General features: G+C 41.4%; 22 protein-coding genes and 1 other RNA gene. 15 read left to right on the forward strand and 8 right to left on the reverse strand.

Annotated elements, in window-relative coordinates; translation table 11 throughout:
* Positions 1-105 precede the first annotated feature (105 nt).
* The 3 genes from ssrA to smpB all read right to left on the reverse strand — a co-directional run bounded on the left by ssrA (position 106) and on the right by smpB (position 2,177).
* Positions 106-465, reverse strand: a transfer-messenger RNA (tmRNA) gene (gene ssrA, locus D9T12_RS05375).
* Between the two features lie 252 nt (positions 466-717).
* Positions 718-1,701, reverse strand: coding sequence for a sensor domain-containing diguanylate cyclase (locus D9T12_RS05380; RefSeq protein WP_130537215.1), 984 nt, complete (start codon positions 1,699-1,701; stop codon positions 718-720).
* Positions 1,698-2,177, reverse strand: coding sequence for an SsrA-binding protein SmpB (gene smpB, locus D9T12_RS05385; protein WP_130537216.1), 480 nt, complete (start codon positions 2,175-2,177; stop codon positions 1,698-1,700). The genes D9T12_RS05380 and smpB overlap by 4 nt, the downstream gene beginning before the upstream one ends.
* Before the next feature lie 329 nt (positions 2,178-2,506).
* On the opposite strand from smpB, the gene D9T12_RS05390 reads away from it, so the two are divergent.
* Positions 2,507-2,935: a type II toxin-antitoxin system RatA family toxin gene (locus D9T12_RS05390; RefSeq protein ID WP_130537217.1), complete on the forward strand. Its 429-nt coding sequence runs from the start codon at positions 2,507-2,509 to the stop codon at positions 2,933-2,935.
* Positions 2,936-2,956: 21 nt separating this feature from the next.
* Positions 2,957-3,235: an RnfH family protein gene (locus tag D9T12_RS05395; RefSeq protein WP_130537218.1), complete on the forward strand. Its 279-nt coding sequence runs from the start codon at positions 2,957-2,959 to the stop codon at positions 3,233-3,235.
* 145 nt (positions 3,236-3,380) lie between these two features.
* Here D9T12_RS05395 and D9T12_RS05400 read toward each other — a convergent pair whose 3' ends face one another.
* Positions 3,381-3,773 (reverse strand): outer membrane protein assembly factor BamE, encoded by a 393-nt coding sequence (locus D9T12_RS05400; protein ID WP_165395041.1) that lies wholly within the window; start codon positions 3,771-3,773, stop codon positions 3,381-3,383.
* A gap of 221 nt (positions 3,774-3,994) precedes the next feature.
* On the opposite strand from D9T12_RS05400, the gene fur reads away from it, so the two are divergent.
* Positions 3,995-4,399, forward strand: a complete 405-nt coding sequence (gene fur, locus D9T12_RS05405) for a ferric iron uptake transcriptional regulator (RefSeq protein WP_130537220.1) — start codon at positions 3,995-3,997, stop codon at positions 4,397-4,399.
* Positions 4,400-4,484: 85 nt separating this feature from the next.
* Here fur and recN read toward each other — a convergent pair whose 3' ends face one another.
* Entirely contained in the window at positions 4,485-6,149 is a 1,665-nt protein-coding gene (gene recN, locus D9T12_RS05410) for a DNA repair protein RecN (RefSeq protein ID WP_130537221.1), read from the reverse strand.
* Between the two features lie 63 nt (positions 6,150-6,212).
* The gene (locus D9T12_RS05415; RefSeq protein WP_130537222.1) at positions 6,213-7,091 is read right to left on the reverse strand and encodes an NAD(+) kinase; all 879 of its coding nucleotides are present in this window, start codon (positions 7,089-7,091) and stop codon (positions 6,213-6,215) included.
* Between the two features lie 315 nt (positions 7,092-7,406).
* On the opposite strand from D9T12_RS05415, the gene grpE reads away from it, so the two are divergent.
* From grpE to D9T12_RS05475, 12 genes are all read left to right on the forward strand, one after another.
* Positions 7,407-7,985, forward strand: a complete 579-nt coding sequence (gene grpE, locus D9T12_RS05420; RefSeq protein ID WP_130537223.1) for a nucleotide exchange factor GrpE — start codon at positions 7,407-7,409, stop codon at positions 7,983-7,985.
* A gap of 129 nt (positions 7,986-8,114) precedes the next feature.
* Complete coding sequence (dnaK, locus tag D9T12_RS05425) at positions 8,115-10,034, forward strand: molecular chaperone DnaK (protein WP_130537224.1); 1,920 nt, start codon at positions 8,115-8,117, stop codon at positions 10,032-10,034.
* 338 nt (positions 10,035-10,372) lie between these two features.
* The gene (gene dnaJ / locus D9T12_RS05430; RefSeq protein ID WP_130537225.1) at positions 10,373-11,545 is read left to right on the forward strand and encodes a molecular chaperone DnaJ; all 1,173 of its coding nucleotides are present in this window, start codon (positions 10,373-10,375) and stop codon (positions 11,543-11,545) included.
* Positions 11,546-11,557: 12 nt separating this feature from the next.
* Positions 11,558-12,358 (forward strand): 4-hydroxy-tetrahydrodipicolinate reductase, encoded by an 801-nt coding sequence (dapB, locus tag D9T12_RS05435; RefSeq protein ID WP_130537226.1) that lies wholly within the window; start codon positions 11,558-11,560, stop codon positions 12,356-12,358.
* 170 nt (positions 12,359-12,528) lie between these two features.
* Positions 12,529-13,089, forward strand: a complete 561-nt coding sequence (locus D9T12_RS05440; RefSeq protein WP_130537227.1) for a C40 family peptidase — start codon at positions 12,529-12,531, stop codon at positions 13,087-13,089.
* 319 nt (positions 13,090-13,408) lie between these two features.
* Positions 13,409-14,542 carry a glutamine-hydrolyzing carbamoyl-phosphate synthase small subunit gene (carA, locus tag D9T12_RS05445; RefSeq protein WP_130537228.1) on the forward strand — a complete coding sequence of 378 codons (1,134 nt, stop codon included), beginning with the start codon at positions 13,409-13,411 and terminating at the stop codon, positions 14,540-14,542.
* A gap of 24 nt (positions 14,543-14,566) precedes the next feature.
* A complete protein-coding gene (carB, locus tag D9T12_RS05450) occupies positions 14,567-17,782 on the forward strand; it encodes a carbamoyl-phosphate synthase large subunit (RefSeq protein WP_130537229.1) in 3,216 nt (1,071 codons plus the stop codon).
* A 106-nt stretch (positions 17,783-17,888) separates the two neighbouring features.
* Positions 17,889-18,365, forward strand: a complete 477-nt coding sequence (gene greA, locus D9T12_RS05455) for a transcription elongation factor GreA (RefSeq protein ID WP_130537230.1) — start codon at positions 17,889-17,891, stop codon at positions 18,363-18,365.
* Positions 18,366-18,534: 169 nt separating this feature from the next.
* Positions 18,535-18,888 (forward strand): hypothetical protein, encoded by a 354-nt coding sequence (locus D9T12_RS05460; protein WP_130537231.1) that lies wholly within the window; start codon positions 18,535-18,537, stop codon positions 18,886-18,888.
* A gap of 111 nt (positions 18,889-18,999) precedes the next feature.
* On the forward strand, positions 19,000-19,815 hold the full coding sequence (locus D9T12_RS05465; protein ID WP_240693246.1) for a ferritin-like domain-containing protein: 816 nt from the start codon (positions 19,000-19,002) through the stop codon (positions 19,813-19,815).
* Between the two features lie 43 nt (positions 19,816-19,858).
* Positions 19,859-20,806: an ROK family protein gene (locus D9T12_RS05470; RefSeq protein ID WP_130537232.1), complete on the forward strand. Its 948-nt coding sequence runs from the start codon at positions 19,859-19,861 to the stop codon at positions 20,804-20,806.
* A gap of 57 nt (positions 20,807-20,863) precedes the next feature.
* Entirely contained in the window at positions 20,864-21,199 is a 336-nt protein-coding gene (locus D9T12_RS05475; protein ID WP_130537233.1) for a thioredoxin family protein, read from the forward strand.
* A 42-nt stretch (positions 21,200-21,241) separates the two neighbouring features.
* On the opposite strand, the gene D9T12_RS05480 is transcribed toward D9T12_RS05475, so the two are convergent.
* Both D9T12_RS05480 and trxA read right to left on the reverse strand, forming a co-directional pair.
* Positions 21,242-22,090 carry an SDR family NAD(P)-dependent oxidoreductase gene (locus D9T12_RS05480; RefSeq protein WP_130537234.1) on the reverse strand — a complete coding sequence of 283 codons (849 nt, stop codon included), beginning with the start codon at positions 22,088-22,090 and terminating at the stop codon, positions 21,242-21,244.
* A 126-nt stretch (positions 22,091-22,216) separates the two neighbouring features.
* Entirely contained in the window at positions 22,217-22,591 is a 375-nt protein-coding gene (gene trxA / locus D9T12_RS05485; RefSeq protein WP_130537235.1) for a thioredoxin, read from the reverse strand.
* Positions 22,592-22,817 lie beyond the last annotated feature (226 nt).

Raw genomic sequence — 22,817 nt, forward strand, 5'->3', positions numbered from 1 at the left:
TTCGCATATTTAACTGAATGAAACAGGTGAAAAATCTTAAAACCTGTTAAATATATTGTTTTTTGGCATAAAAAAACCGGTATGAAACCGGTTTAATTATGAAAGTGGTGGAGCTGGGGGGAGTCGAACCCCCGTCCGCAAAGCCGCCATCTAAAACTCTACATGTTTATTTGGTCTATTGGTTTAACCGAAATGCTGCCCGACCAGCAGGGATCACATCAGGCGAGTTTGTTAGCTTTAGTGACAACGTACCCAAACACGCACGCGCCACGATTCTGTGTAAATGATACAGCGTTAGGGGCCACAGACAGCTGAACCCTAGGCTGCACCAGCGGGATTAAGCCGCTAGAGCGTAGTTATCGTCGTTTGCAACTATAACAAAATTGAAATAAAGATTTACGTGCATCATTCAGGCACGACATGCATCTTAAACTTTGTACTCCCCGTCGAAACCAGTACAGCCCCAGATAGGTGATCCAATTGTTTTATTTCACAACTGTCAAAATTAAGAGAGTCGGATTATAAAGGATTTACCGGCCGGTTGGTATATATATAAGGGTAATTCTTAAGAATTCAATGTTTAAACTTCGGTTAGCTTTTCACTTTTTTCATTATTGACGTTTTGGAAGGGGGTGCTAAATCTTTGAGAATTTTAAAACAAGCTTAAGAACAAAGGTGAGTGAGACTAGTCGTTATTGATAATTAAAGAGAATGGCTTCAGTAAATTGAAATAATGGAGTTTTTCCCTTGTTTTTTTGCCGAGTACATCGCTTTATCTGCGCGTACGATTATGGAGTGCACAGTATCGTGTTTTTTGAATAGAGTCACGCCGATGCTTGAGGCTAATCTCGCAAAATCATTCGATTGTTTGGATGCGAGTTCTTTTTTTAAAGCTTGGGCCAGTGTCATCATTGCTTCAGGTGTGCTGTTGGGGATAATCAACAAAAATTCATCCCCTCCCCAGCGGCCGACGATGTCTGTTTTTCGAATAGATGCCTTTAAAATACTGGCGAATTCAATTAAAGCTCGATCGCCGATATGATGTCCGTTGGAATCGTTGATTTCTTTAAAGTTATCGATATCCATTAAGATCAAACCAAAACTATTGCCGTAACGTCTCGCTAATTCAAGCTGGTTTTCAAGTTCTTCATCTAGTTTGTAACGGTTGAAAACTTTGGTGAGCTTGTCGTATTTAGAAATTTTCTCCATTTCTTGAAGGGCAGTTGTGAGCTCTCTGGCTCTTTGTTCTATTTGTTGCTCAAGTTTTTCATTATAAGTGACAAGCTGCTGTTCAATACGTTTAAGCTTGGTTACATCTCGGGAAATACCAAAAATTCGCTCTTCTCCGGTATCAGAATCAATTACAGGTATAATTTTGGTTAGCCAGAACTGTGGTATGCCTGTTGAGTCAATAATATGAGACTCTTCGTAGTCTATCGGGATGTTTTTATCCAGACAGTCAGTGTATCGTGCAACAATGGCGTTATAAGCATCCGACGGCATGAGCTTTTTTAACGAGCAGCCTGTAGCTTGTTCTTCAGAAAAGTTAAAGAGATTGACCAAGGATGGATTCGTGCGTTCCGTAATAAAATCACCATCTTGTGTTTTTCGCACGACAAACAAATTATCTTCCGAATGATCCCACACGGCTCTGAAAAGTTTGAGTTCACCTTGGTCAATTATGGATTGCTTGTTGTTCATCGAGTCATTTTCATAATGCGTTGTTTATCACGATTCCAATCACGTTCTTTTTCAGTCGCACGTTTGTCGTGCATTTTTTTACCTTTTGCCAAACCAATTTTAAGTTTTACTCGACCTTTTGACCAATAAAGATTAAGTGGAATAACTGAGTAGCCTTTTTGATCGACTTGACCCATTAAGCGATCAATTTCCTTTCGGTGCATCAGTAACTTTCTCAGACGCAGTGAATCAGTTTTCGTGTGGGTTGATGTCTGAATAAGAGGAGTAATTAATGCCCCAAACAGCCAAGCTTCGTTATTCTTTAGCAGAATATAACTTTCATTGATTTGAACTTTCCCTTGGCGAAGACTTTTAACTTCCCAGCCCTCTAGTGCTAAACCAGCTTCAATTTCCTCTTCAATAAAATAATCGAATCGCGCTTTTTTGTTTTGTGCAATGTTATTAGCGGGCACTTTCTTTTTCGATTTTTTTGCCATTTTGGCCTCATAAAACTAATGGATTGGACAGTATTTTGTCGTTCTTGCCGGTTATTATAACGGCTGATACTCGCGTTTCGAGTTCGAATATTGAGTAAGCTCAGTTTGCAAGGCAATGAATGGCTCAAAATTGTCACAATTCTCCTGAACTTTGTCCAGAATCTTTCGATTATCTCGCTGTTCCCTGTAATTTTTGTTGTGACCAGCAAAGTTTTGACTAAGTTTTCAACTTATCTGTTAATCGTGCTTTTCCCCTTTGGGTGTAAAGCTCTCTGAGAGAATCTGTATAATGTGCCGCGAACCGTTTGAAATGGATTTTTGTTAATTTTATGAAAAAAATTACTCGTTCGGCATTATTGCCTTATTCCGCCAAGCAGATGTATGACCTAGTGAATGCAGTTGAGCGTTACCCAGATTTTTTGCCTTGGTGCGGGGGAGCCAACATTAGTGAATCGACAGAGAATTTTATGCGAGCGTCAGTGACGATTGCTAAAGCTGGCATTTCTCAGACTTTTACGACAGAAAATCACTTAACGCCCAACCAGCGTATTGAAATGACTTTGTTGGATGGACCTTTTAAAAGTCTGCACGGCGAGTGGCATTTTAAAGCCTTGGATGAAAATGCTTGCAAAATTTTATTTGAAGTCGAATTCGAGATGAAAAGCGGTTTGTTGAATATGGCGATTGGTCCCATTTTTGAACAAATTTCCAGTACCTTTGTGGATTCGTTTGTTGAACGTGCTAAGCATGTCTATTAATTAAAAAAACTAGGGTGAATCATGCAAATTGAAATCGCTTACGCGCTCTATGAAGAGCAGTTTTTAGATGTTGAAGATGTCAATGAGCCCTGCACGGTTGAACAGGCATTGGCGCAATCAAAAATGTTACAGCGCTTTCCTGATCTGAATACGGAAAAAGTTGGTATTTTTGGAAAAATGGTGAAGCATGATTACGTTTTAAGGGAAGGGGATCGAATTGAGATTTACCGACCTTTGAAAGCCGACCCGAAAGATCGTCGTCGAGAAAAGGTGGCAAAAGAGCGCCAGAGTCAAAGCTAAAAAGAGTTAATAGCTATAATCGCTAGTTATTAATTAGATGTTTAAACGATTGTTTACCGGCCGGTAGCTTTCTGTGCAATCTCTACCGGCCGGTCAAGAATTCAAGGCGAGTGAATCGATTTGTGATTAGGTTTTTTCGATTAATTTAGAAAATTCCTAAGAATTTATCTTCTTTTTTGTATTGAATCTCAATTGATTTTTTCTGCCAGCTTGTTAGCATTCCGTCATCACCAAATGTAATAACTAAGTGTTGGTCAACTTCCGATAGGTTGTCATTATCACCTGTAGTAAAAAACACATATTCCCAATGATTTGGATTAAAAGGATTTTCACCAAGCGGTGGCCCTATGAGTTGTCGAACTTGTCCTTTAGTTAGGCCTTCTTGCAATAAATCAACGCTTTCTTGAGTCAAAATGTTGCCTTGTGCAATCCCTGATTTATAAGGTTCAAGGTAAGAGCACCCAGTTTGTAAAACAGCTAAAGTTGAAAGGGAAAGGCTAATCGTGAGCGTTTTAATCAAACGTGAAGTCGATGACATAATGCGGTTCTTCTCTTGTCTGGTTTGGCAGGTTGTAATGATGAATTTCATTCAATTTGAATGAAATTTTCAGGTATTATACACGGTAAATTTTTTTTCAATAGCCGCCATTAAATTTTATGGAAGGATGTTGAAACTTTCGATCGATATTCAGCTTTCTTTGCTATGCCTGCATTACACGCCGGTATTCAGAGTTGATAAAAATAAAAATTGAGGTTTCCATGAGTGGAGCGGAACTTAAAAAAGTTGGTTTAAAGGTCACTTTGCCAAGACTTAAAATTCTTGAGATTCTTGAGCAAGCGGGCGAAGATCATCATCTCTCTGCAGAGGATGTTTACAAAATTCTGTTGGAGCAGGGGGAAGAAGTCGGACTTGCAACGGTTTATCGTGTTTTAACGCAATTCGAACAAGCGGGCATTGTTCGTCGTTTGAATTTTGAAAACAATATTTCAATTTTTGAGTTAGACACGGGTGACAATCATGACCATATTGTCTGTATGAAGAGTGGCCATGTTCGAGAATTTGTTGATCCAGTGATTGAAGAGCGTATTGTTGAGATCTCGAAAGAATTAGGCTATGAACTTTCGAGTCATAACCTCGTGATTTATGGAACTTACAAAGAGTAATTGTAAGTTTACGAGTTCAGTAACGTTTTAACCGGCCGGCCACAAACATAATGTGACCGGCCGGTTTTGTTTTGAGGTTCTGAAATTAAAGATGTGCTTGTTCAAGCATTTCGGAAGCATGTTGTAGGGTATTTTGAGTGACTTTCATGCCACCGAGCATACGAGCAATTTCTTCAACACGTTGCTGTGTTTGCAAGTTACTCACTTGGGTAAAGGTCAAATCATTTTCGGTGTATTTTTGAATTTGTAGATGTTGATGCCCGTGACTTGCGACTTGAGGCAAGTGAGTGATCGACAAAATTTGTTTATGTTTGCCTAGTGTTTGTAACTTTTTACCAACCATTTCAGCTACTGCGCCACCAATACCAACATCCACCTCGTCAAAAATCAATGTTGGCAGTTGCGTCACTTCAGCCGTTGCAACCTGAATGGCTAGGCTAATTCGTGACAATTCACCGCCAGATGCTACTTTTGACAATGCTTGAAGTGGCAGACCTTTATTAGCTGATACTAGAAACTCTACTTTGTCAACGCCTTCAGCAGACGCTTGAGTTTTTGGTGTTAGGTGAATTTGGAACTCACCGTTTGGCATTCCAAGTTCTTGCATGCCTTGAGTGATGGTTTTGGCAAGTTTTTTGGCTGAAGCTTTACGACTTTTACTGAGAGCTTCAGCCGCTTTTTGATAGTTTTTTTCGTTTTCTTCAACACGTTGTTCTAAGCTGGCCATTGACGTTTTAGGGTTGGTGATTTCATCAATACTTTGTTCAATTTCCTGCCATTTAAGATGGAGTGAATTCGGTTCGATTTGATACTTTTTTGCCAATGAGAAAAATTCTGATAATCGAACATCAACTCTTTCAAGTTCTTGTGGGTCAAGTTCTACTTGATTGGCTTGATTTTCAAGCTCAGATGCTGCTTCCTGAATATCAATCAATGAACTGTTAAGTTGTTCAAGCGTAGGTTGCAGTTTAGGGCGAACGGCCACGACATTTTCTAGCGCATGAATGGCCATTTGCAATTGATCACTTGTGCTACCTTCAGCATCCAATAATTGTGAGGCTTGATAGCAAGCATTTTGAATTTCATTGGCATGCGACAAAGTTTGCTGTTGTTCAGACAGAGTCTCATACTCATCAGCTGCTGGAGAAAGGTCGGCAAACTCTTTAGATTGAAATTGCAGAAGTTCCAAACGATGTTGACGTTCAGCTTGTTGGTTTTGTAATGCTTGTAGGTCTTTTAACGCCTGTTGCCATTCTTGAAATGTTTTACGTGTTTTAGAAACCAGTTTGGGGTGGTTTGCAAATGCGTCTAGGAGCTCAGGCTGTTTTTTTGCATGAACGAGGCTTTGATGTTCATGTTGGCCATGAATATCAATCAGTTGATTGCCAAGTTCTTTGAGCAGTGTGGCTGGGACTGGAATGCTGTTGATGTATGCTTTTGAACCACCTTTAGCATTGACGGTTCGACGCAAAAGACAGTGTTTTTCTTCGGTCTCTAATTCGTTCTGTTGCAACCAGTTTTCGATGTGAGGCAGGGAGCTTAAATCGAACGTTGCAGTGACATCGGCGCGACTTTTTCCATGGCGAACTAGGCTCGTATCTGAGCGTTCGCCTAAGCTGAGCCCTAATGCATCCAGAAGAATGGATTTACCCGCACCTGTTTCACCGGTCAAGCAGCTAAACCCTTGATGAAAGTTCAATCTAAGTTGTTCAATCAGAGCAAGGTTTTGAATAGAAAGTTCCAAAAGCATAGTAATGCCTCAAATAGTCCAGTTTGGAGAAAGAAAGGTTTGCATCATGTCTTTTATTCAAAATTAAGACAGTTTGTCACCCCAGCGTAGTTTGGCTCGTAACAGTTCAAAGTGATCGTGACCTTTAGGGTGTAACAATTTAATAAAATGCTTGTGGCGTGTTATGCAAGTTTGGTGATTTACGCCAATATGATGGGTGATTTGACCATCACAAATAATTTGCGCCAATCCATTGCAGTTTTCGTGAGGTTTAATCATGACTTTACTGTTTCCTGGAATGACATAAGGACGCGTGCTCATGGTGTGTGGATTGATTGAAACCAAACTCATTACATCCAAACGAGGATCTAAAATGGGACCACCTGCGGAGAGTGCATAAGCAGTTGAGCCTGTAGGGGTTGAGACAATCATGCCGTCGGAACGTTGTGAATTTAAAAAGCGCTCATCAACAAAGGTTTCAAATTCAATCATGCGAGGGGAGTCGGTTTTATGAATCACCACGTCGTTGAGAGCTAAGCCTTCAAATTCAATTTGGCCGTCTTTTTCGATGGTAACTTTAATCAGGTTTCGTTCTTCAAATTGGAAGTTATCCGCCATGACCTCATCAACGGTATTGAGCATTTCTTTTGGTGAAATATCGGTCAAAAATCCGAGACGGCCAAGGTTTACACCTAAAATTGGAATGTTTTGGTCAACAATCGAACGTGCAACATCCAAAAATGTACCATCACCACCGACGACTATCGCAATGTCAATGCATTCAGCCAAGCTATCTCGTTCAATGACTTCAACCCCATAGCGTTGATGGGGAAATTCAGCACAGGAAGCCGAATCTAAAAAAACTGTCTTTTTTTGTTGAATTAAATGTTGCAGCAAGGTGTCGATGGTTTCCCAACACTGAATACCATTGTATTTTCCAAAAATTCCGATGCGTTCAAACATAGTTTTTTCCTGATAATCACCAAATTAAAGCCAATACAGCTTGAACCAAAAATGGGTGAAACTTGAAAGCCGTTACAAAAATAATTTACCTCATTGTACGCCCAAATTATTCTTGGTCTAGTGTTTTATAACAGAAATATTTAAAACCTTACCCGAGAACAGAAATACCGGCCGGTAAGAAATGGCATGCTGTCCATGTATTCAAATAAAATAAAAAATATTAGGTTTTACACTTGAAAAAACTTTGCATGACTATAGTTATTAGCCAACTTCAAAATTTATGTCATAAATCTCAAAAATTTAAAGGAATGCATCGTGGCGGAGAAACAAAACAACGAAACCATTCAGAACGAAGAGTTGAATGAAGCGACACAACAAAATGAAGCGTCTCAGAATGAAGAAACTTTGCAAGACGCGCAAGATGCGGTTTCAGATGATATTGAAGCAATGTTAAAGGATGCCCAATCGGAAGCAGCCAAACATAAGGATTTGGCGTTACGTCTTCAAGCTGATATGGAAAACCTTCGTCGTCGTACACGTTTGGATTTAGAAGAGGCCCACAAGTTTGCACTGAAGAAATTTGTTGATGCACTGATTCCGGCAATGGATTCAATGGAAATGGGAATGGAAGCAGCCTCGAAAGAAGAAGCTACTAAAGAAAATATTCGTGAAGGTGTTGAAATGACATTTAAGCAAATGCTGGATGTCTTAGGTGAATTCAGTGTCGAGCGCTTAGATCCAAAAGGTGAAAAGTTCAATCCACAAGAGCATGAGGCGATGACGATGATTCCATCGCCAGAGCACGAATCGCAAACGGTAGTTGATGTTATTCAAAAGGGCTACAAGCTTAATGAACGTTTGGTGCGTCCTGCTCGTGTCATTGTTGCGCAATAATTTGAAAAAAAAGCATCCTGAGGGTTGAAAATTTATTCCTCACCCCTACATATGAATTAACAAATTATTAACCGTATTTAAATTTAAGAAATTAACTGCCTAAGGGCAGAAAAGAATGGGAGAAATTTCATGGGAAAAATTATCGGTATTGACTTGGGGACAACGAACTCTTGTGTTTCAGTCATGGAAGGTAAAGAGGTAAAAGTTATTCCAAACGCTGAAGGTGCGCGTACTACGCCATCGATTGTTGCTTACACGGATGACGAAATTTTGGTAGGTGATTCTGCAAAACGTCAGGCGGTGACAAATCCAGAGAACACGTTGTTTGCAATCAAACGTTTGATTGGTCGTCGTGCTGACGACAAGGTGGTTGCAAAAGATAAGGATATGGTTCCTTACGAAATCATTGCGGCCGATAACGGTGACGCTTGGGTTTCTGTGAAAGATAAAAAACTTTCACCACAAGAAGTTTCTGCGCGTACGCTAATGAAAATGAAAAAAACCGCTGAAGATTATCTAGGTCATGAAGTGACTGAGGCGGTAATCACGGTTCCTGCTTACTTTAACGATGCACAGCGTCAAGCAACCAAAGATGCCGGTAAAATCGCTGGTCTTGAAGTTAAGCGTATTATCAATGAGCCAACTGCCGCTGCACTTGCATATGGTATGGATAAAGTCAAAGATGATAGCAAAATTGCAGTTTACGATTTAGGTGGTGGTACTTTTGATATCTCTATTATTGAAGTAGCTGACTTAGACGGTGAAAAACAAGTAGAAGTACTGTCGACTAACGGTGATACATTCCTTGGTGGTGAAGATTTCGATAATGTGATTGTTGAGTACATCGCTGATGAGTTCAAAAAAGACCAAAACGTTGATCTAAAACTAGACAAACTAGCGTTGCAACGTGTGCGTGAAGCGGCTGAAAAAGCGAAAATCGAATTGTCTTCACGTGAGCAAACGGACATCAATTTGCCATACGTAACTGCGGATGCGACAGGTCCTAAGCACTTGAATATGAAAATTACGCGTGCCAAGTTTGAATCGCTAATTGACGATCTAGTTGCACGTTCAATCGAGCCTTGCCGTATTGCACTGAAAGATGCAGGTCTTTCTGCATCTGAAATTGATGACGTTATCCTAGTGGGTGGTTCAACACGTGTACCAATGGTTCAAGCGAAAGTAAAAGAGTTCTTCGGTAAAGAGCCTCGTAAAGACGTAAACCCTGATGAAGCGGTAGCAATGGGTGCAGCGATTCAAGGTGGTGTTCTTTCTGGTGATGTCAATGACGTTCTTCTTCTAGACGTTACGCCTCTATCTCTGGGTATTGAGACAATGGGTGGAGTGATGACCAAGCTGATTGAGAAAAATACCACGATTCCGACTCGTAAGTCGCAAGTGTTCTCTACAGCGGAAGACAATCAGTCTGCGGTAACGATCCACGTGCTTCAGGGTGAACGTGAAATTTCCACTGGCAACAAGTCTCTAGGACAATTCAACCTAGATGAAATTCCTGCGGCACCACGTGGTGTTCCACAAATCGAAGTAACTTTTGATATCGATGCTAACGGTATCTTGAATGTTTCTGCGAAAGATAAGAACACTGGTAAAGAGCAACACATCACTATCCAAGCGTCTTCAGGTTTGTCAGATGATGAAATTGAAGCGATGGTAAAAGATGCGGAAGCGCATGCTGAAGAAGATAAGAAAATGAAAGAGTTGGTTGAAGCTCGTAACCAAGCGGATGCGATGGTTCACGCAACCAATAAAATGATTAAAGATGGTGGTGACTCCATTACGGCTGAAGAAAAAGCACCGGTCGAAGAAGCAATCAAAGCGGTTGAAGATGCCATTAAAGGGGATGACAAAGCTGCCATTGAAGCATCTGTTCAGAAGCTAGCGGAAGCGAGCCAGGGTATTGCTCAAAAAGCGCAAGCACAACAGCAAGCCGGTGGTGCCGATGACGCAGCTCAAAAACAAGGCTCAAAAAACAATGACGATGATGACATTGTAGATGCTGAGTTTGAAGAAGTTGACGACAAAAAGTAATTTGATAACTTTCTAGCACCTTGCTGATTTGTGATTTCATTGTTGGTCAATGGTCAGCTACTAAATGTAGCCTCACATTGACCGCCTAGAAATCTCTCAATAATCAAGGCACTTTAAAGCATCAAATGACACAATTTAGCTTGTCACTTTGAATTTATACACATGGCACGAAGGTGTGATTTTTCAACTTCAGTTTGGAATTTTCGCGAACTTCGTGCTTTTGTGTTTAAATACCGCGCATTCAATTTAACCCTTTAAGTTAATAAACCTAAGCTGTTGCACAGTTTATATAATGGTTTAGGTTTATTAATTTCTATAAAAAACGAAACCATAAAACTATGTCGAAAAGAGATTATTACGAAGTTCTCGGTGTTTCAAAATCCGCTTCAGAAGGTGAAATTAAAAAAGCTTATCGTAAGTTGGCCATGAAATATCACCCGGATCGAAATCCTGATAACACAGAAGCCGAAGATAAATTTAAAGAAGCGTCTGAAGCCTATGAAGTACTATCAGATGCGCAGAAACGTGCAGCCTATGACCAGTTTGGTCACGCAGGTCTTGAGGGAGGCGGCGGTGGTCGCGGTGGATTCTCAGGTGGCGGATTTGGTGGCTTCGGAGACATCTTTGAAGATCTATTCGGCGGCGGTGGTGGATTTGGCGGTGGACGTCGTGGTCCACAACCCGGAAGTGATCTCCAATATGAGTTGAACATTACTTTAGAAGAAGCCGTTGCTGGCACAACCGTAGATATTCGCATTCCTACCAAAGAGGTGTGTGATGCCTGTGATGGAACTGGGGCGCAATCTTCAAGTGATATTGAAACTTGTGATACCTGTGGCGGTGTTGGTCAGGTTCGTATGCAACAAGGTTTCTTTGCTGTCAATACAACCTGCCCAACCTGTCATGGAACGGGTAAGAAAATCAAAAATCCTTGTAAGAAGTGTCATGGCGAAGGTTATGTGCATGACAACAAAACCCTATCCGTCAAGATACCGGCCGGTGTCGATACTGGCGATCGTATCCGTCTTCAGGGAGAAGGTGAAGCGGGTGAGCCCGGAGCACCAAAAGGTGACTTGTATGTTCGCGTACATGTTAAAGAGCATAAAGTTTTCCAGCGCGATGGAAATACCTTGTATTGTGAAGTCCCTTTAAGTTTTGCCAAAGCCGCACTGGGTGGTGAAATTGATGTGCCAACGCTTGGTGGTAAAGCAAGTTTGAAAATACCGGCCGGTACTCAGTCTGGGCAAAGATTTAAGTTGTCGGGTAAAGGTGTGAAGTCAGTTCGTTCGTCACAAACAGGCGATATGGTCGTTCGAGTTCATATTGAAACCCCTGTGAAATTAACCGGGCGTCAAAAAGAGCTGTTGGAAGAGTTTGAAGAAAGTTTGCAAGGCAAACACCATAAGCAACACTCGCCAAAAGAACATGGTTGGTTCGACTCAGTAAAATCTTTTTTCACAGGCGATGATGATAAAGATAGTAAAGATACTAAAGATGGTCCTTGGAATTAACGGAGTTAGTAAATGCGAGTTGCAATAATTGGTGCCTCTGGGCGCATGGGTAAAGCTTTAATTGACGCCGTTAATCAACGTGATGAGTTACAAGTCGCAGCGGCCATTGAACGTCCAGATAGTTCCCTGGTTGGTGCGGATGCCGGTGAGGTTGCAGGTATCGGAAAAATCGGTGTCACTGTGGTGGGTGCGATTGAAGAAGTGGTGAATGATTTTGATGTGTTGATTGATTTTACTACGCCTTCTACGACAATTCATAATTTAGATGTGTGCGTTGCCAATGGTAAAAAAATCATTATTGGAACCACAGGGTTTGATGATGCAGGTTTGGCGGCAATTGATAAAGCAGCAGAAAAGATTGCGGTGATTTTTGCAGCGAATTTTTCAGTGGGTGTGAACTTGTGTTTAAAACTTCTTGCGCAAGCCGCGGAAGTGTTAGACGAAGGCTATGACATTGAAGTGATTGAAGGACATCATCGCCATAAGGTGGATGCGCCGTCTGGTACAGCCTTGAGAATGGGGCAGGTAGTTGCCGACACTCTAGGTCGTGATTTAAAAGAGTGCGCGGTTTATGGTCGTGAGGGAATCACGGGAGAGCGTGACCCCAACACGATCGGCTTTGCGACAGTTCGTGCGGGTGATATTGTCGGAGATCACACTGTTCTCTTTGCAACCGAGGGTGAACGCGTCGAAATTACTCATAAAGCTTCTAGTCGTATGACGTTTGCTAAAGGTGCAGCGCGTTGTTGCAGTTGGATTACCGACAAACAACAAGGTTTATTTGATATGCAAGATGTTCTGAATTTGCGATAGATTTCTTAAATCACTTTATGAAGAAATAAACGCCTCCTTTTGGAGGTGTTTTTGTTTTAACTAGATTGAATTGATACCGGCCGGTAAGCTTCTGTTAAGTTTCAGTCCTCACTTGGCACGATGTTTGTTATTTACTCAGCAAGTTTGTCTATTTGTGCAGGTAAGTGTCAATGAATTGTCGGTTAAAAGCAGTAGTGATTTCGATCGGAGTAATTTTAGGTGCTCAATTAACAGGGTGCTCGGTTTCACCCAAAGACCCTAGAAGCCCTTATTACACAACACAAATCGGCAAGGATATTAAGCAAACATATTCTTCAAAATACGTATCTAAACGTCAATCACCGATTAGTAGCCTGGATGGGAGTTTAGAGTCTCGTTTATGGAAGCATTTTGAACATTGGCGTGGTACACCTTATGCATATGGTGGGACTGGCCGTAACGGGATTGATTGCTCTGCCTTTGTTAAGATAACGATGCAAAGTGTTGCAAACATCCCTTTACCTAGAACCACGCGAACACAAATTCATGTTGGCAATCCGATTTCTCGAAACCAGTTAAAACCAGGTGATGTCGTGTTTTTTCAAACAGGAGCAAACCAAATGCATAATGGCATCTACATGGGGCAGGGGAAATTCATGCATGCTTCAAGTAGTGTCGGTGTGACGGTTTCTGAATTGAATAACCCGTATTGGAATCCAAGATATTTAAAATCGATTCGTGTTTTGTCTTAGCTAAACTAATGAGCAATTGACGAAGTATTTAGTTTTAAAAATAAACAGCGTCAACGCCTGATTCAACAGAAAACTCTCATAGACATAAAACCGCAAATCAAGTAAAATCCGCCTAACAAAAATTTTGCGACAGAATTCGGTAGAGTTGCACTAATGGAGTATCAGGCGCTAATGGCATTTGATCATTAAAATTCTTAAAAACGGAGTGAGCTCTGATGGGGGCTGGCTCCGTTTTTTTATATGCGGATTTTATGAATGCTAAGTTTGAATTTCATTGTTGACGACAGAACGGATTCTTCTAATTGGGGTGGTAAATTAGATGACACAGGCGTTGCTTGCATTAGCCGATGGAACTCTCTTCTGGGGGACATCACTTGGAGCAGAAGGCGAAACTGTTGGGGAAGTAGTATTCAATACTTCGTTAACAGGCTATCAAGAAATCTTGACAGATCCTTCATATTACAAACAGATTGTAACTTTAACCTATCCGCATATCGGAAATGTTGGGGTTAATGATGAAGATGAAGAGTCATCAGCTATTATGGCGCAAGGCTTGATTGTTAAAGATTGCCCACCACGCATGAGTAACTTCCGTGCACAGAAAACTTTACCCGACTACCTGAAAGAACAGAATGTTGTTGCGATTGCTGATATCGACACTCGTAAACTGACGCGAATTTTGCGCGACAAGGGTGCGCAGGCCGGTGTGATTATTGCGGGTGAAAATATTGATTCAGAGCAAGCTGTTGCAAAAGCTCAAGCCTTTTCAGGTTTAAAAGGTCTGGATCTCGCCAAAGAAGTCACAACTGCTGAAACGTACACTTGGACAGAAGGTTCATGGCAGTTGGGTGTTGGGCATTCGGATAAAGCGGATGACGCTCAATTTCATGTTGTGGCTTATGATTATGGTGTTAAACGTAATATTTTACGTATGCTTGCTGATCGTGGTTGTAAGTTGACTGTCGTGCCAGCAAAAACACCGGCCGGTGAAGTTTTAGCAATGAATCCTGATGGTGTTTTCCTGTCCAATGGCCCAGGAGACCCAGAACCTTGTGATTATGCAATTGATGCAATTTCTGAAGTGTTAAAAACTGATATTCCTGTATTCGGTATTTGTTTAGGGCATCAATTATTGGCGCTGGCTTCGGGTGCGAAAACCATAAAAATGAAATTTGGTCATCACGGTGGTAACCACCCAGTTCAAGATTTGGACAGTTCTCAAGTGATGATTACCGCACAGAATCACGGTTTTGCAGTGGATGAGGCATCACTTCCAGACAACCTTAAAGCAACTCATAAATCATTGTTTGATGGGACGCTGCAAGGCATTTCTCGCACAGATTGTTCAGCGTTTAGTTTTCAGGGGCACCCTGAAGCTAGCCCTGGTCCGCATGATGTTGCGCCTTTATTTGATCAGTTTATTGAAAACATGCAACAAGCAAAAAACGCTTAATACGAAATAATAGGAAAGAAATCGATGCCAAAGAGAAGTGATTTACAAAGCATTATGATTATTGGTGCTGGACCTATTATTATCGGTCAAGCCTGCGAATTTGATTACTCGGGTGTTCAAGCCTGTAAAGCGCTGAAGGAAGAGGGTTATCGTGTTATTTTGGTGAACTCCAACCCAGCAACCATCATGACCGATCCAGATCTTGCGGATGCAACATACATTGAGCCAATTGAATGGCAAACCGTTGCTCGCATTATTGAAGAAGAAAAGCCTGATGCAATTTTGCCAACCATGGGTGGGCAAACCGCACTTAACTGTGCGCTTGAGTTGCATGAGAAGGGGGTGTTGCAAAAGCATGGTGTTGAACTGATTGGTGCAGATGCTGATGCCATTGATAAAGCAGAAAACCGTGATCGTTTCCGTCAAGCTATGGTAAAAATCGGTTTGGATATGCCGGTTTCTGATGTTGCACATAACATGGAAGAAGCTTGGGCGATTCAAGAAAAGGTGGGTTATCCAACGATTATTCGTCCATCTTTTACTCTTGGAGGCTCTGGTGGCGGTATTGCCTATAATAAAGCTGAATTTGAAGAGATTTGTAAGTTCGGTTTAGACCTTTCTCCAACCAAGGAACTGTTGATTGAAGAATCGATTGTCGGTTGGAAAGAATATGAAATGGAAGTTATCCGCGATAAAAAAGATAACGCCATTATCATCTGTTCGATTGAAAACTTAGACCCGATGGGTGTGCATACAGGGGATTCGATTACCGTAGCACCCGCGCAAACTTTGACCGATAAAGAATATCAAATTATGCGTAATGCCTCTTTGGCAGTCTTACGTGAAATCGGTGTTGAAACCGGTGGTTCAAACGTTCAGTTTTCAGTGAATCCTGATACTGGCCGAATGATTATTATCGAGATGAATCCACGTGTTTCTCGTTCATCGGCGTTAGCTTCCAAAGCAACGGGCTTCCCTATCGCCAAGGTTGCGGCAAAGCTTGCAGTGGGTTATACCCTAGATGAGTTGCAAAACGATATTACTGGTGGGGCGACTCCGGCTTCTTTTGAACCAACAATTGATTACGTTGTCACGAAGATTCCTCGTTTCACATTTGAGAAATTCCCTCAGGCACAACAACGTCTATCGACTCAAATGAAGTCGGTGGGTGAAGTTATGGCAATGGGGCGTAACTTCCAGGAGTCTTTGCAAAAAGCGCTTCGTGGTTTGGAAACTGATAAAGCCGGCTTTGATGAAATCCTCGATTTGGTGACAATGGATGAGCGAGAAGTTCGCGATACTCTGCGCCAAGAATTGCGTAACCCAGGCCCTGAGCGTATCTGGTATGTCGCAGATGCTTTCCGTGCAGGTTGGACACTTGAAGAAGTATTTGAAGCTTCAAAAATTGATCCATGGTTCCTAGCTCAAATTGAAGAGTTGATGGATCTTGAAGATGATTTAAAGCAACGCGGGTTAGATGCGTTGAATGAAACCTATTTGCGTGGACTTAAACGTAAAGGTTTCTCTGATGCACGCATTGCAAGCTTATTAGACACAGATGCGGCATTTATTCGTAAATTTCGTCATACGCTTAATATTCGTCCTGTGTTTAAACGTGTCGACACTTGTGCGGCCGAATTTGAAACTTCTACAGCTTATTTGTATTCGTCTTATGATGAAGAGTGTGAAGCGAAGCCGACAGATCGCGATAAGATCATTGTGTTAGGCGGTGGACCGAACCGTATCGGTCAGGGTATTGAGTTTGACTACTGTTGTGTTCACGCAGCAATGGCAATGCGTGAAGATGGTTATGAAGCCATTATGGTTAACTGTAACCCTGAAACGGTTTCGACAGATTACGACACATCTGATCGTCTATATTTTGAACCATTGACGCTTGAAGATGTACTTGAAATTGTTGAAGTTGAACAGCCAAAAGGGGTGATTGTTCAATATGGTGGTCAAACACCATTGAAATTAGCTGAAGATTTGGAAGAAGCGGGTGTGCCAATTATCGGTACATCTCCAGAGTCAATTGATTTAGCTGAAGACCGTGAGCGCTTCCAACAAATCTTAAACGAAGAAGGTTTGTTGCAACCACCTAACCGCACAGCAACTTCGACAGAGCAAGCCGTTATCTTAGCGAATGAAATCGGTTATCCATTGGTTGTTCGTCCATCTTATGTATTGGGTGGTCGTGGGATGGAAATCGTCTATGATGAAACCAATCTTCGTCGTTATATGACTGAAGCTGTTAAGGTTTCTAATGACTCACCTGTTTTGTTAGATCGCTTCTTGGATGATGCGGTTGAGCTAGATGTTGATGCAGTTTGTGACGGTGAAAATGTTGTAATTGGCGGTATTATGGAGCACATTGAGCAGGCAGGGATTCACTCAGGTGACTCAGCTTGTTCTATTCCTCCATATAGTATTTCGGATGAAATTCAGGACGAGATTCGTGTTCAGGTTGCCAAGATGGCGAAAGCGCTGGGCGTTGTCGGTTTAATGAATACCCAGTTTGCTGTTAAAGGCAATGATATCTATGTACTTGAGGTGAACCCGCGTGCATCTCGTACAGTACCTTTTGTCTCAAAAGCAATTGGACAACCTTTAGCGAAAATTGCTGCTCGATGTATGGTCGGACAGAAATTGAACGATCAAGGCTTTACAACTGAGATCAAACCGACACATTATTCGGTAAAAGAAGCAGTTTTCCCATTTATTAAGTTCTTGGGGGTTGACCCGATTCTTGGGCCGGAAATGAAGTCTACCGGTGAAGTTATGGGTATTGGTGAAAGCTTTGCACAGGCGTATTCTAAAGCGCAATTGGCTGCTGGTACCGTATTACCTCGTTCTGGAACCGCATTTTTAAGTGTGCGTAAAGCAGATCGTGAGCGTGTGTTAGATTTAGCGAAACAGCTAATTTCTCGTGATTTTAAAATCTTGGCAACACGTGGTACTGCTTCAGCCTTAACTGAAGCAGGGATTGCTTGCGAAACGGTGAATAAGGTCACGGAAGGTCGTCCAAACATTGTGGATTCAATTGTGAATGAAGAAGTAGATTTGATTGTTAATACTTCTGATGGTTCAACGAGTATCCAAGACTCATCGAGTATTCGTCGTGAAGCGTTAATGCACAAAACATGTTATACGACGACCATTGCAGGAGCTTTTGCAACGGTTGCGGCAATGGAATTCCTCGATGATCAGCCTGTGAATCGTTTACAAAATATTGTTTAAACTTTAAAAACTTAAGGTCATCCAGTAAATAGTTGGCCTTTCTACTAACGCTGGCGCTTTAGGGTGTCAGCGTTTTTGTTTTCAAAAGAGAAAAAAGGAAAGCAAAATGAATAAACACCCAATGACAAAAGAAGGTGCAGACGCGCTACAAGAAGAATTAAATCATTTAAAAAAAGTTGAGCGTCCACGTATTACTGATGCTATCGCAGAAGCTCGTGAGCATGGAGATTTGAAAGAAAATGCAGAGTATCACGCTGCGCGAGAACAACAGGGTTTGACAGAAGCCCGTATTAAACAGATTGAAGGTCTGTTATCGAATGCTCAAGTAATTGATGTCACCAAATTGCCTCAAACAGGTAAAGTTGTATTTGGTGTTACTGTTCAGTTATTGAATTTAGATACGGACGAAGAAGTTACTTATAAGATTGTGGGTAACGAAGAAGCGGATCTAAAACATAATAAAGTTTCTGTAAACTCTCCAATTGCGCGTGCGCTAATCGGTAAAGAAGCCGGGGAAGAGGTTGTAGTGCAAGCACCGAGTGGTAATATTGACTATGAAATCCTTGAGGTGGAATACCTGTAATTTTCGGGTAATTCGTTTCACTTTGTCACAGCTATTAAATTTCATGTAATTTGCATTAAAAAGCTTTATAAGTATTTGCTTATTTTCTCAGGTTTGTCAGTTGCAATTTTTGAAAAAACCGTTCAGAATGACCAACGTTTAAGCGAAACCTAAACCTCGGAGTTTATGAATGAAACACTTAACTTTAAAAGCATTGTTTGTTTCTGCAGTAGCAGCAATGTCTTTGAATGTACAAGCCGCTGATGTTTATTCACAGTGCTTGGCAGATGCAGAAAAAGTGATCACGACTGCTAAGGCAGAAGGTGGTCCAGCAGCTCGTGATATCGAGCAAGCAACAACTGTTGAACAGTGTTTTGCTGAGCTAAACGCGATCGAAGCGAAATATGGTGACAAAACTAAAGGTGTTAACCCATCTTCAGTAATGACTCCAGAAGATCGTAAAAAGTGGGCACAGTTATTCGAAGCAATTGATGCTAAGAAATTTACTGGTACTCGCTACAACATGGCTGCTTACTACCGTTAATTAGCCTTGTATCGCTTTTTTATCAGTCTCAAGTTAGGCGGGGTCTGATAGCAAAGTTTTCGGAAAACCGGCTTTATTGCCGGTTTTTTGTGTTTAAATTCCGAGAAAATTATGTCTGAAATTCAACACCACTCCAACCTTTTTCAACGGGTTTATGATTGTTTGATGCAATCAGATGTCGATCAAAAAATGCAACAACTTCAGTCGATTATTATTGATTGGACAGAGAGTAAACTTTCCCTCGATGTAAAGCCTGAAATTATTCAACGTGTTCCCGATCCTGGGCGACCTATAAAACCCGATTTGGTTCCACCACGAGAACTACCAAAACGTGGTTTGGGTTCCAAGGAAGGACATGCGGGGCTCATGCATGCCATTGCGCATATCGAATTCAATGCCGTGAACTTGGCTTTGGATGCTATTTATCGTTTCCAAGAGATGCCTCCTCAGTATTACGGCGATTGGTTAGGGGTTGCGACAGAGGAGTCTTATCACTTCCAAATGGTGCGCGAGCATTTAGAAAGTTTAGGTTTTGAGTATGGTGATTTTCCAGCACATGATGGTTTATGGATGACCACACATCAAACCGATCATGATCCATTGGTACGAATGGCCTTAGTGCCAAGAACACTTGAAGCGCGAGGATTGGATGTGACACCACCGATGATTCAAAAACTGCGGGCAATTGGCGACAAACGAGGGGTGGAAATTTTAAAGATTCTCTTACGTGATGAAATCGGTCATGTTGAAGTCGGCACGCGTTGGTTCCGCCACTTATGTGATCAGAGAAACTTGAATCCATTTAATAGCTTCCAGAAAATCATCGAAGAATATTTTCATGGCGATTTACGTGGTCCGTTTAACTATGAAGCGCGCGAACAAGCTGGGTTTAGTACTGAGGAAATTGCTTGGTTAAAAACCTTGTAAATAATTATTTACCGGCCGGTGGGAAATTAAAAAGATATCCGTTATGAACTATCGACTTGGAATTGATTTGGGTGGCACCAAAATTGAAATCATAGTGTTAGATGAGCAAGGTCAATCCGTTTTTAATCAACGTATTGCAACGCCAAAAGGGGATTATCAAGCCACATTAGATGCCATTGTTGCATTAGTCGAATTAGCTGAAAACTTCCTAAAAAAGCATGTTCTTGAGGGTTCTTTGCATACATCCAGTATTGGAATAGGGATTCCGGGGTCTATTTCTGCGAAAACTGGTTTGGTTCGAAATGCTAACTCAGTCGTCTTGATTGGTAAGGATTTAAAAGCAGACTTAGAAGAAAAACTTTACCGGCCGGTATTTATTGATAATGATGCGAACTGTTTCGCCTTGTCAGAAGCAGTGGACGGTGCAGCTCAGGATTACAAATCTGTATTTGGTGTGATTATCGGTACTGGTTGTGGTGGCGCGTTGGTTGTCAATAAATCCATTATTCAAGGTTCAAACGGGATTGCTGGAGAGTGGGGGCATAATCCATTGCCTTGGCTAAATTATGATGCAGAATCAACCGGCCGGTCATTTAAAAACCTTTCTTGTTATTGTGGTTTATCTGGCTGTCAGGAAACGTTTCTCTCTGGTTCAGGTATAGAACGACATTTTTTGGAAAGAACCGGACAAACACTCAGTGCTAGGCAGATTGTAGAACTCAGCAGACAAAATCATCATGAAGCAAAACAATTGATGCAGGACTATTATGTCTGGTTGGCTAAAGGTTTGGCTTCGATTATTAATATCTTTGATCCAGATGCCATTGTATTGGGTGGTGGCCTGTCGAATGTTGACGAAATTTATCAAGAAGTGCCAGCTATTTGGGATCAATGGATTTTTAATAATGAGAATGTGAATACTATTTTGACTCGACCAAAGTTTGGTGATTCAAGCGGTGTTCGAGGCGCTGCTTGGTTAGCGACTTCTTGAGAGCGCTGGGCGAAAATCCATTATTAATTAAGCAGTAAGTAAGTAAGAAGAGATAAGATGCAAACGATTTCAAGTTTAGAAGAACTCGACCAATTTAAACAAACCTCTGAGGCACTATTGGTGATGTATGGTGGAACGAACTGTGGTGTGTGCCATTCTATAAAACCAAAGCTGGAAGCGATGGTTGCTGAACAATTTCCTAAAATGCAGCAAGTATATGTCAATTGTCATGAAACAACCGACATCTGTTCGCAAAATCAAATCTTTACGTTGCCGGTTGTACAGGTATATTTTACCGGACAGAAATTTATTGAAGAGGTAAGAAGCTTTGGTTTATCCGTTTTAATGGATGAAATCCGTCGCCCTTATGGCATGTTGTTTTCGGAAGTATGATTTCAAATAACAACAAATTATTCACTTGATAAAGAAGCAATATTACCGTTTTCCATCCCCACCAGCTTTCATCAGTAATTTATCTAAAAGGCTTGTGGGTAATAAACGTTTTAAGATGGCAAACACTTTGGTTGGTGTGGTGATTCGATAACGAATTTTTGGTTTTTTGCGTTGAATAATATCAAAAACCGCATCGGTTACCGCTTCTGGACCCAAAGTAAAAGGTGCGCTAGGACCTTCTGTTTCAAGGCGTGCAATCATTGCCTGATACTGTGCGTGGTGCGCACTTGGTTTATCAGCGACCCAATATTTAAATTGTTCGAAGGCGTTTTTGCGGAAATTCGACAAAATCGGCCCTGGTTCAATCAAGCTGACATGAATCCCTTCTTTTTTGAGTTCTAGGCGTAAAGTATCGGCAAAACCTTCAATTGCAAACTTACTTGCATTGTAAGCGCCGCGGTATTGCATGGCTGCAAAGCCTAAAATTGAGCTGTTATAGATGATTTTTCCACAACCATTTTGGCGCATTACGGTAACCATTTTATTGGTTAGCTCTTGTGTGCCGAAAACATTGGTTTCAAATTGGAAACGCATCGCTTCACGACTTAAGTCCTCAACCGCTCCAGGTAGCCCAAACGCAGCGTTGTTAAACAGCACATCAATCTTGCCATTGCTCAGTTCAAGAGCCTTCTTCAGTCCTGTTTCAATAGAATTACTGCAACTTAAATCCAACTCAATTGATTGCAAGCCTTCGGATTGGAGACGTTCAACGTCTTCGGGTTTACGGCATGTTGTGATGACAGTAAATCCTTTTTGATGCAGAAAGTGCGCGCAGTGATAGCCTATTCCGGTTGAACAGCCAGTAATTAAAATCGATGTTTGCGAATGCATTTTGATACCTCAGACACAATAGCGTTGTTGAGAGGGAAAGCTTAGGGAAATGGGAGAAGAATTGGTTTGAATGTTGTGAGCACAAGCATTCAAACCTGTCTATGGCCGTTTTACCGGCCGGTAGATTTATGCGTTTTGTTCCGCTTGAGCGGCTTCAACGTCTTTACGAACTTGTTCCATGTCTAAGTCTTTTAGCTGTTTAATCCCTTCTTCAAGTGCGTTACCAGGAATGGCACCCGGGTTTGAGAAAACTACGATTTTTTCACGCATGAAAACTAATGTCGGAATTGAACGAACTTGGAACATTCCAGCTAATTGCTCTTCTTCTTCAACATTGACCTTGCAAAAGGCGATGTCAGGATGTTTTTCGGAAATTTCTTCAAAAACAGGTCCAAATTGTTTACAAGGTCCACACCATTCAGCCCAAAAATCAAAAATGACAATGTCATTGTTTTGAATGGTTTCTTCGAACTGCTCTGTTTTTAGATTGATAACCGACATAAAAAATCCTTCGGGGTTTGACAAAAAAATATTTTAAGTGCGCCATTGTAACAAGGCCAAACTTAACGTGGAAAAAACTTCCAGCCAAAGTGATTAGAATTGGTGGTGGAGTATAGAGGTCATGAGCACAATATAAAGGCGATTGAAAGCAAAGTTCTTAGGAATCTTCCGGCCGGTAAAGTTTACCGGCCGGTAGAAGAACTATTGACACTTAAATGTAGACATA

The sequence above is a fragment of the Thiomicrorhabdus indica genome (assembly GCF_004293625.1).
In the GTDB taxonomy this organism is placed as follows: Bacteria; Pseudomonadota; Gammaproteobacteria; order Thiomicrospirales; family Thiomicrospiraceae; genus Thiomicrorhabdus; species Thiomicrorhabdus indica.

What these genes read in the sequence shown, in the direction of transcription:
- trxA (WP_130537235.1), bottom strand. Translation starts at nt 22,591, where the DNA reads ATGTCGGTTATCAATCTAAAAACAGAGCAGTTCGAAGAAACCATTCAA.
- fur (WP_130537220.1), top strand. Translation starts at nt 3,995, where the DNA reads ATGAGTGGAGCGGAACTTAAAAAAGTTGGTTTAAAGGTCACTTTGCCA.
- D9T12_RS05480 (WP_130537234.1), bottom strand. Translation starts at nt 22,090, where the DNA reads ATGCATTCGCAAACATCGATTTTAATTACTGGCTGTTCAACCGGAATA.
- D9T12_RS05390 (WP_130537217.1), top strand. Translation starts at nt 2,507, where the DNA reads ATGAAAAAAATTACTCGTTCGGCATTATTGCCTTATTCCGCCAAGCAG.
- D9T12_RS05465 (WP_240693246.1), top strand. Translation starts at nt 19,000, where the DNA reads ATGTCTGAAATTCAACACCACTCCAACCTTTTTCAACGGGTTTATGAT.
- carB (WP_130537229.1), top strand. Translation starts at nt 14,567, where the DNA reads ATGCCAAAGAGAAGTGATTTACAAAGCATTATGATTATTGGTGCTGGA.
- greA (WP_130537230.1), top strand. Translation starts at nt 17,889, where the DNA reads ATGAATAAACACCCAATGACAAAAGAAGGTGCAGACGCGCTACAAGAA.
- D9T12_RS05440 (WP_130537227.1), top strand. Translation starts at nt 12,529, where the DNA reads ATGAATTGTCGGTTAAAAGCAGTAGTGATTTCGATCGGAGTAATTTTA.
- carA (WP_130537228.1), top strand. Translation starts at nt 13,409, where the DNA reads ATGACACAGGCGTTGCTTGCATTAGCCGATGGAACTCTCTTCTGGGGG.
- D9T12_RS05470 (WP_130537232.1), top strand. Translation starts at nt 19,859, where the DNA reads ATGAACTATCGACTTGGAATTGATTTGGGTGGCACCAAAATTGAAATC.
- D9T12_RS05400 (WP_165395041.1), bottom strand. Translation starts at nt 3,773, where the DNA reads ATGTCATCGACTTCACGTTTGATTAAAACGCTCACGATTAGCCTTTCC.
- smpB (WP_130537216.1), bottom strand. Translation starts at nt 2,177, where the DNA reads ATGGCAAAAAAATCGAAAAAGAAAGTGCCCGCTAATAACATTGCACAA.
- D9T12_RS05395 (WP_130537218.1), top strand. Translation starts at nt 2,957, where the DNA reads ATGCAAATTGAAATCGCTTACGCGCTCTATGAAGAGCAGTTTTTAGAT.
- D9T12_RS05475 (WP_130537233.1), top strand. Translation starts at nt 20,864, where the DNA reads ATGCAAACGATTTCAAGTTTAGAAGAACTCGACCAATTTAAACAAACC.
- D9T12_RS05380 (WP_130537215.1), bottom strand. Translation starts at nt 1,701, where the DNA reads ATGAACAACAAGCAATCCATAATTGACCAAGGTGAACTCAAACTTTTC.
- D9T12_RS05415 (WP_130537222.1), bottom strand. Translation starts at nt 7,091, where the DNA reads ATGTTTGAACGCATCGGAATTTTTGGAAAATACAATGGTATTCAGTGT.
- dapB (WP_130537226.1), top strand. Translation starts at nt 11,558, where the DNA reads ATGCGAGTTGCAATAATTGGTGCCTCTGGGCGCATGGGTAAAGCTTTA.
- dnaK (WP_130537224.1), top strand. Translation starts at nt 8,115, where the DNA reads ATGGGAAAAATTATCGGTATTGACTTGGGGACAACGAACTCTTGTGTT.
- dnaJ (WP_130537225.1), top strand. Translation starts at nt 10,373, where the DNA reads ATGTCGAAAAGAGATTATTACGAAGTTCTCGGTGTTTCAAAATCCGCT.
- D9T12_RS05460 (WP_130537231.1), top strand. Translation starts at nt 18,535, where the DNA reads ATGAAACACTTAACTTTAAAAGCATTGTTTGTTTCTGCAGTAGCAGCA.
- recN (WP_130537221.1), bottom strand. Translation starts at nt 6,149, where the DNA reads ATGCTTTTGGAACTTTCTATTCAAAACCTTGCTCTGATTGAACAACTT.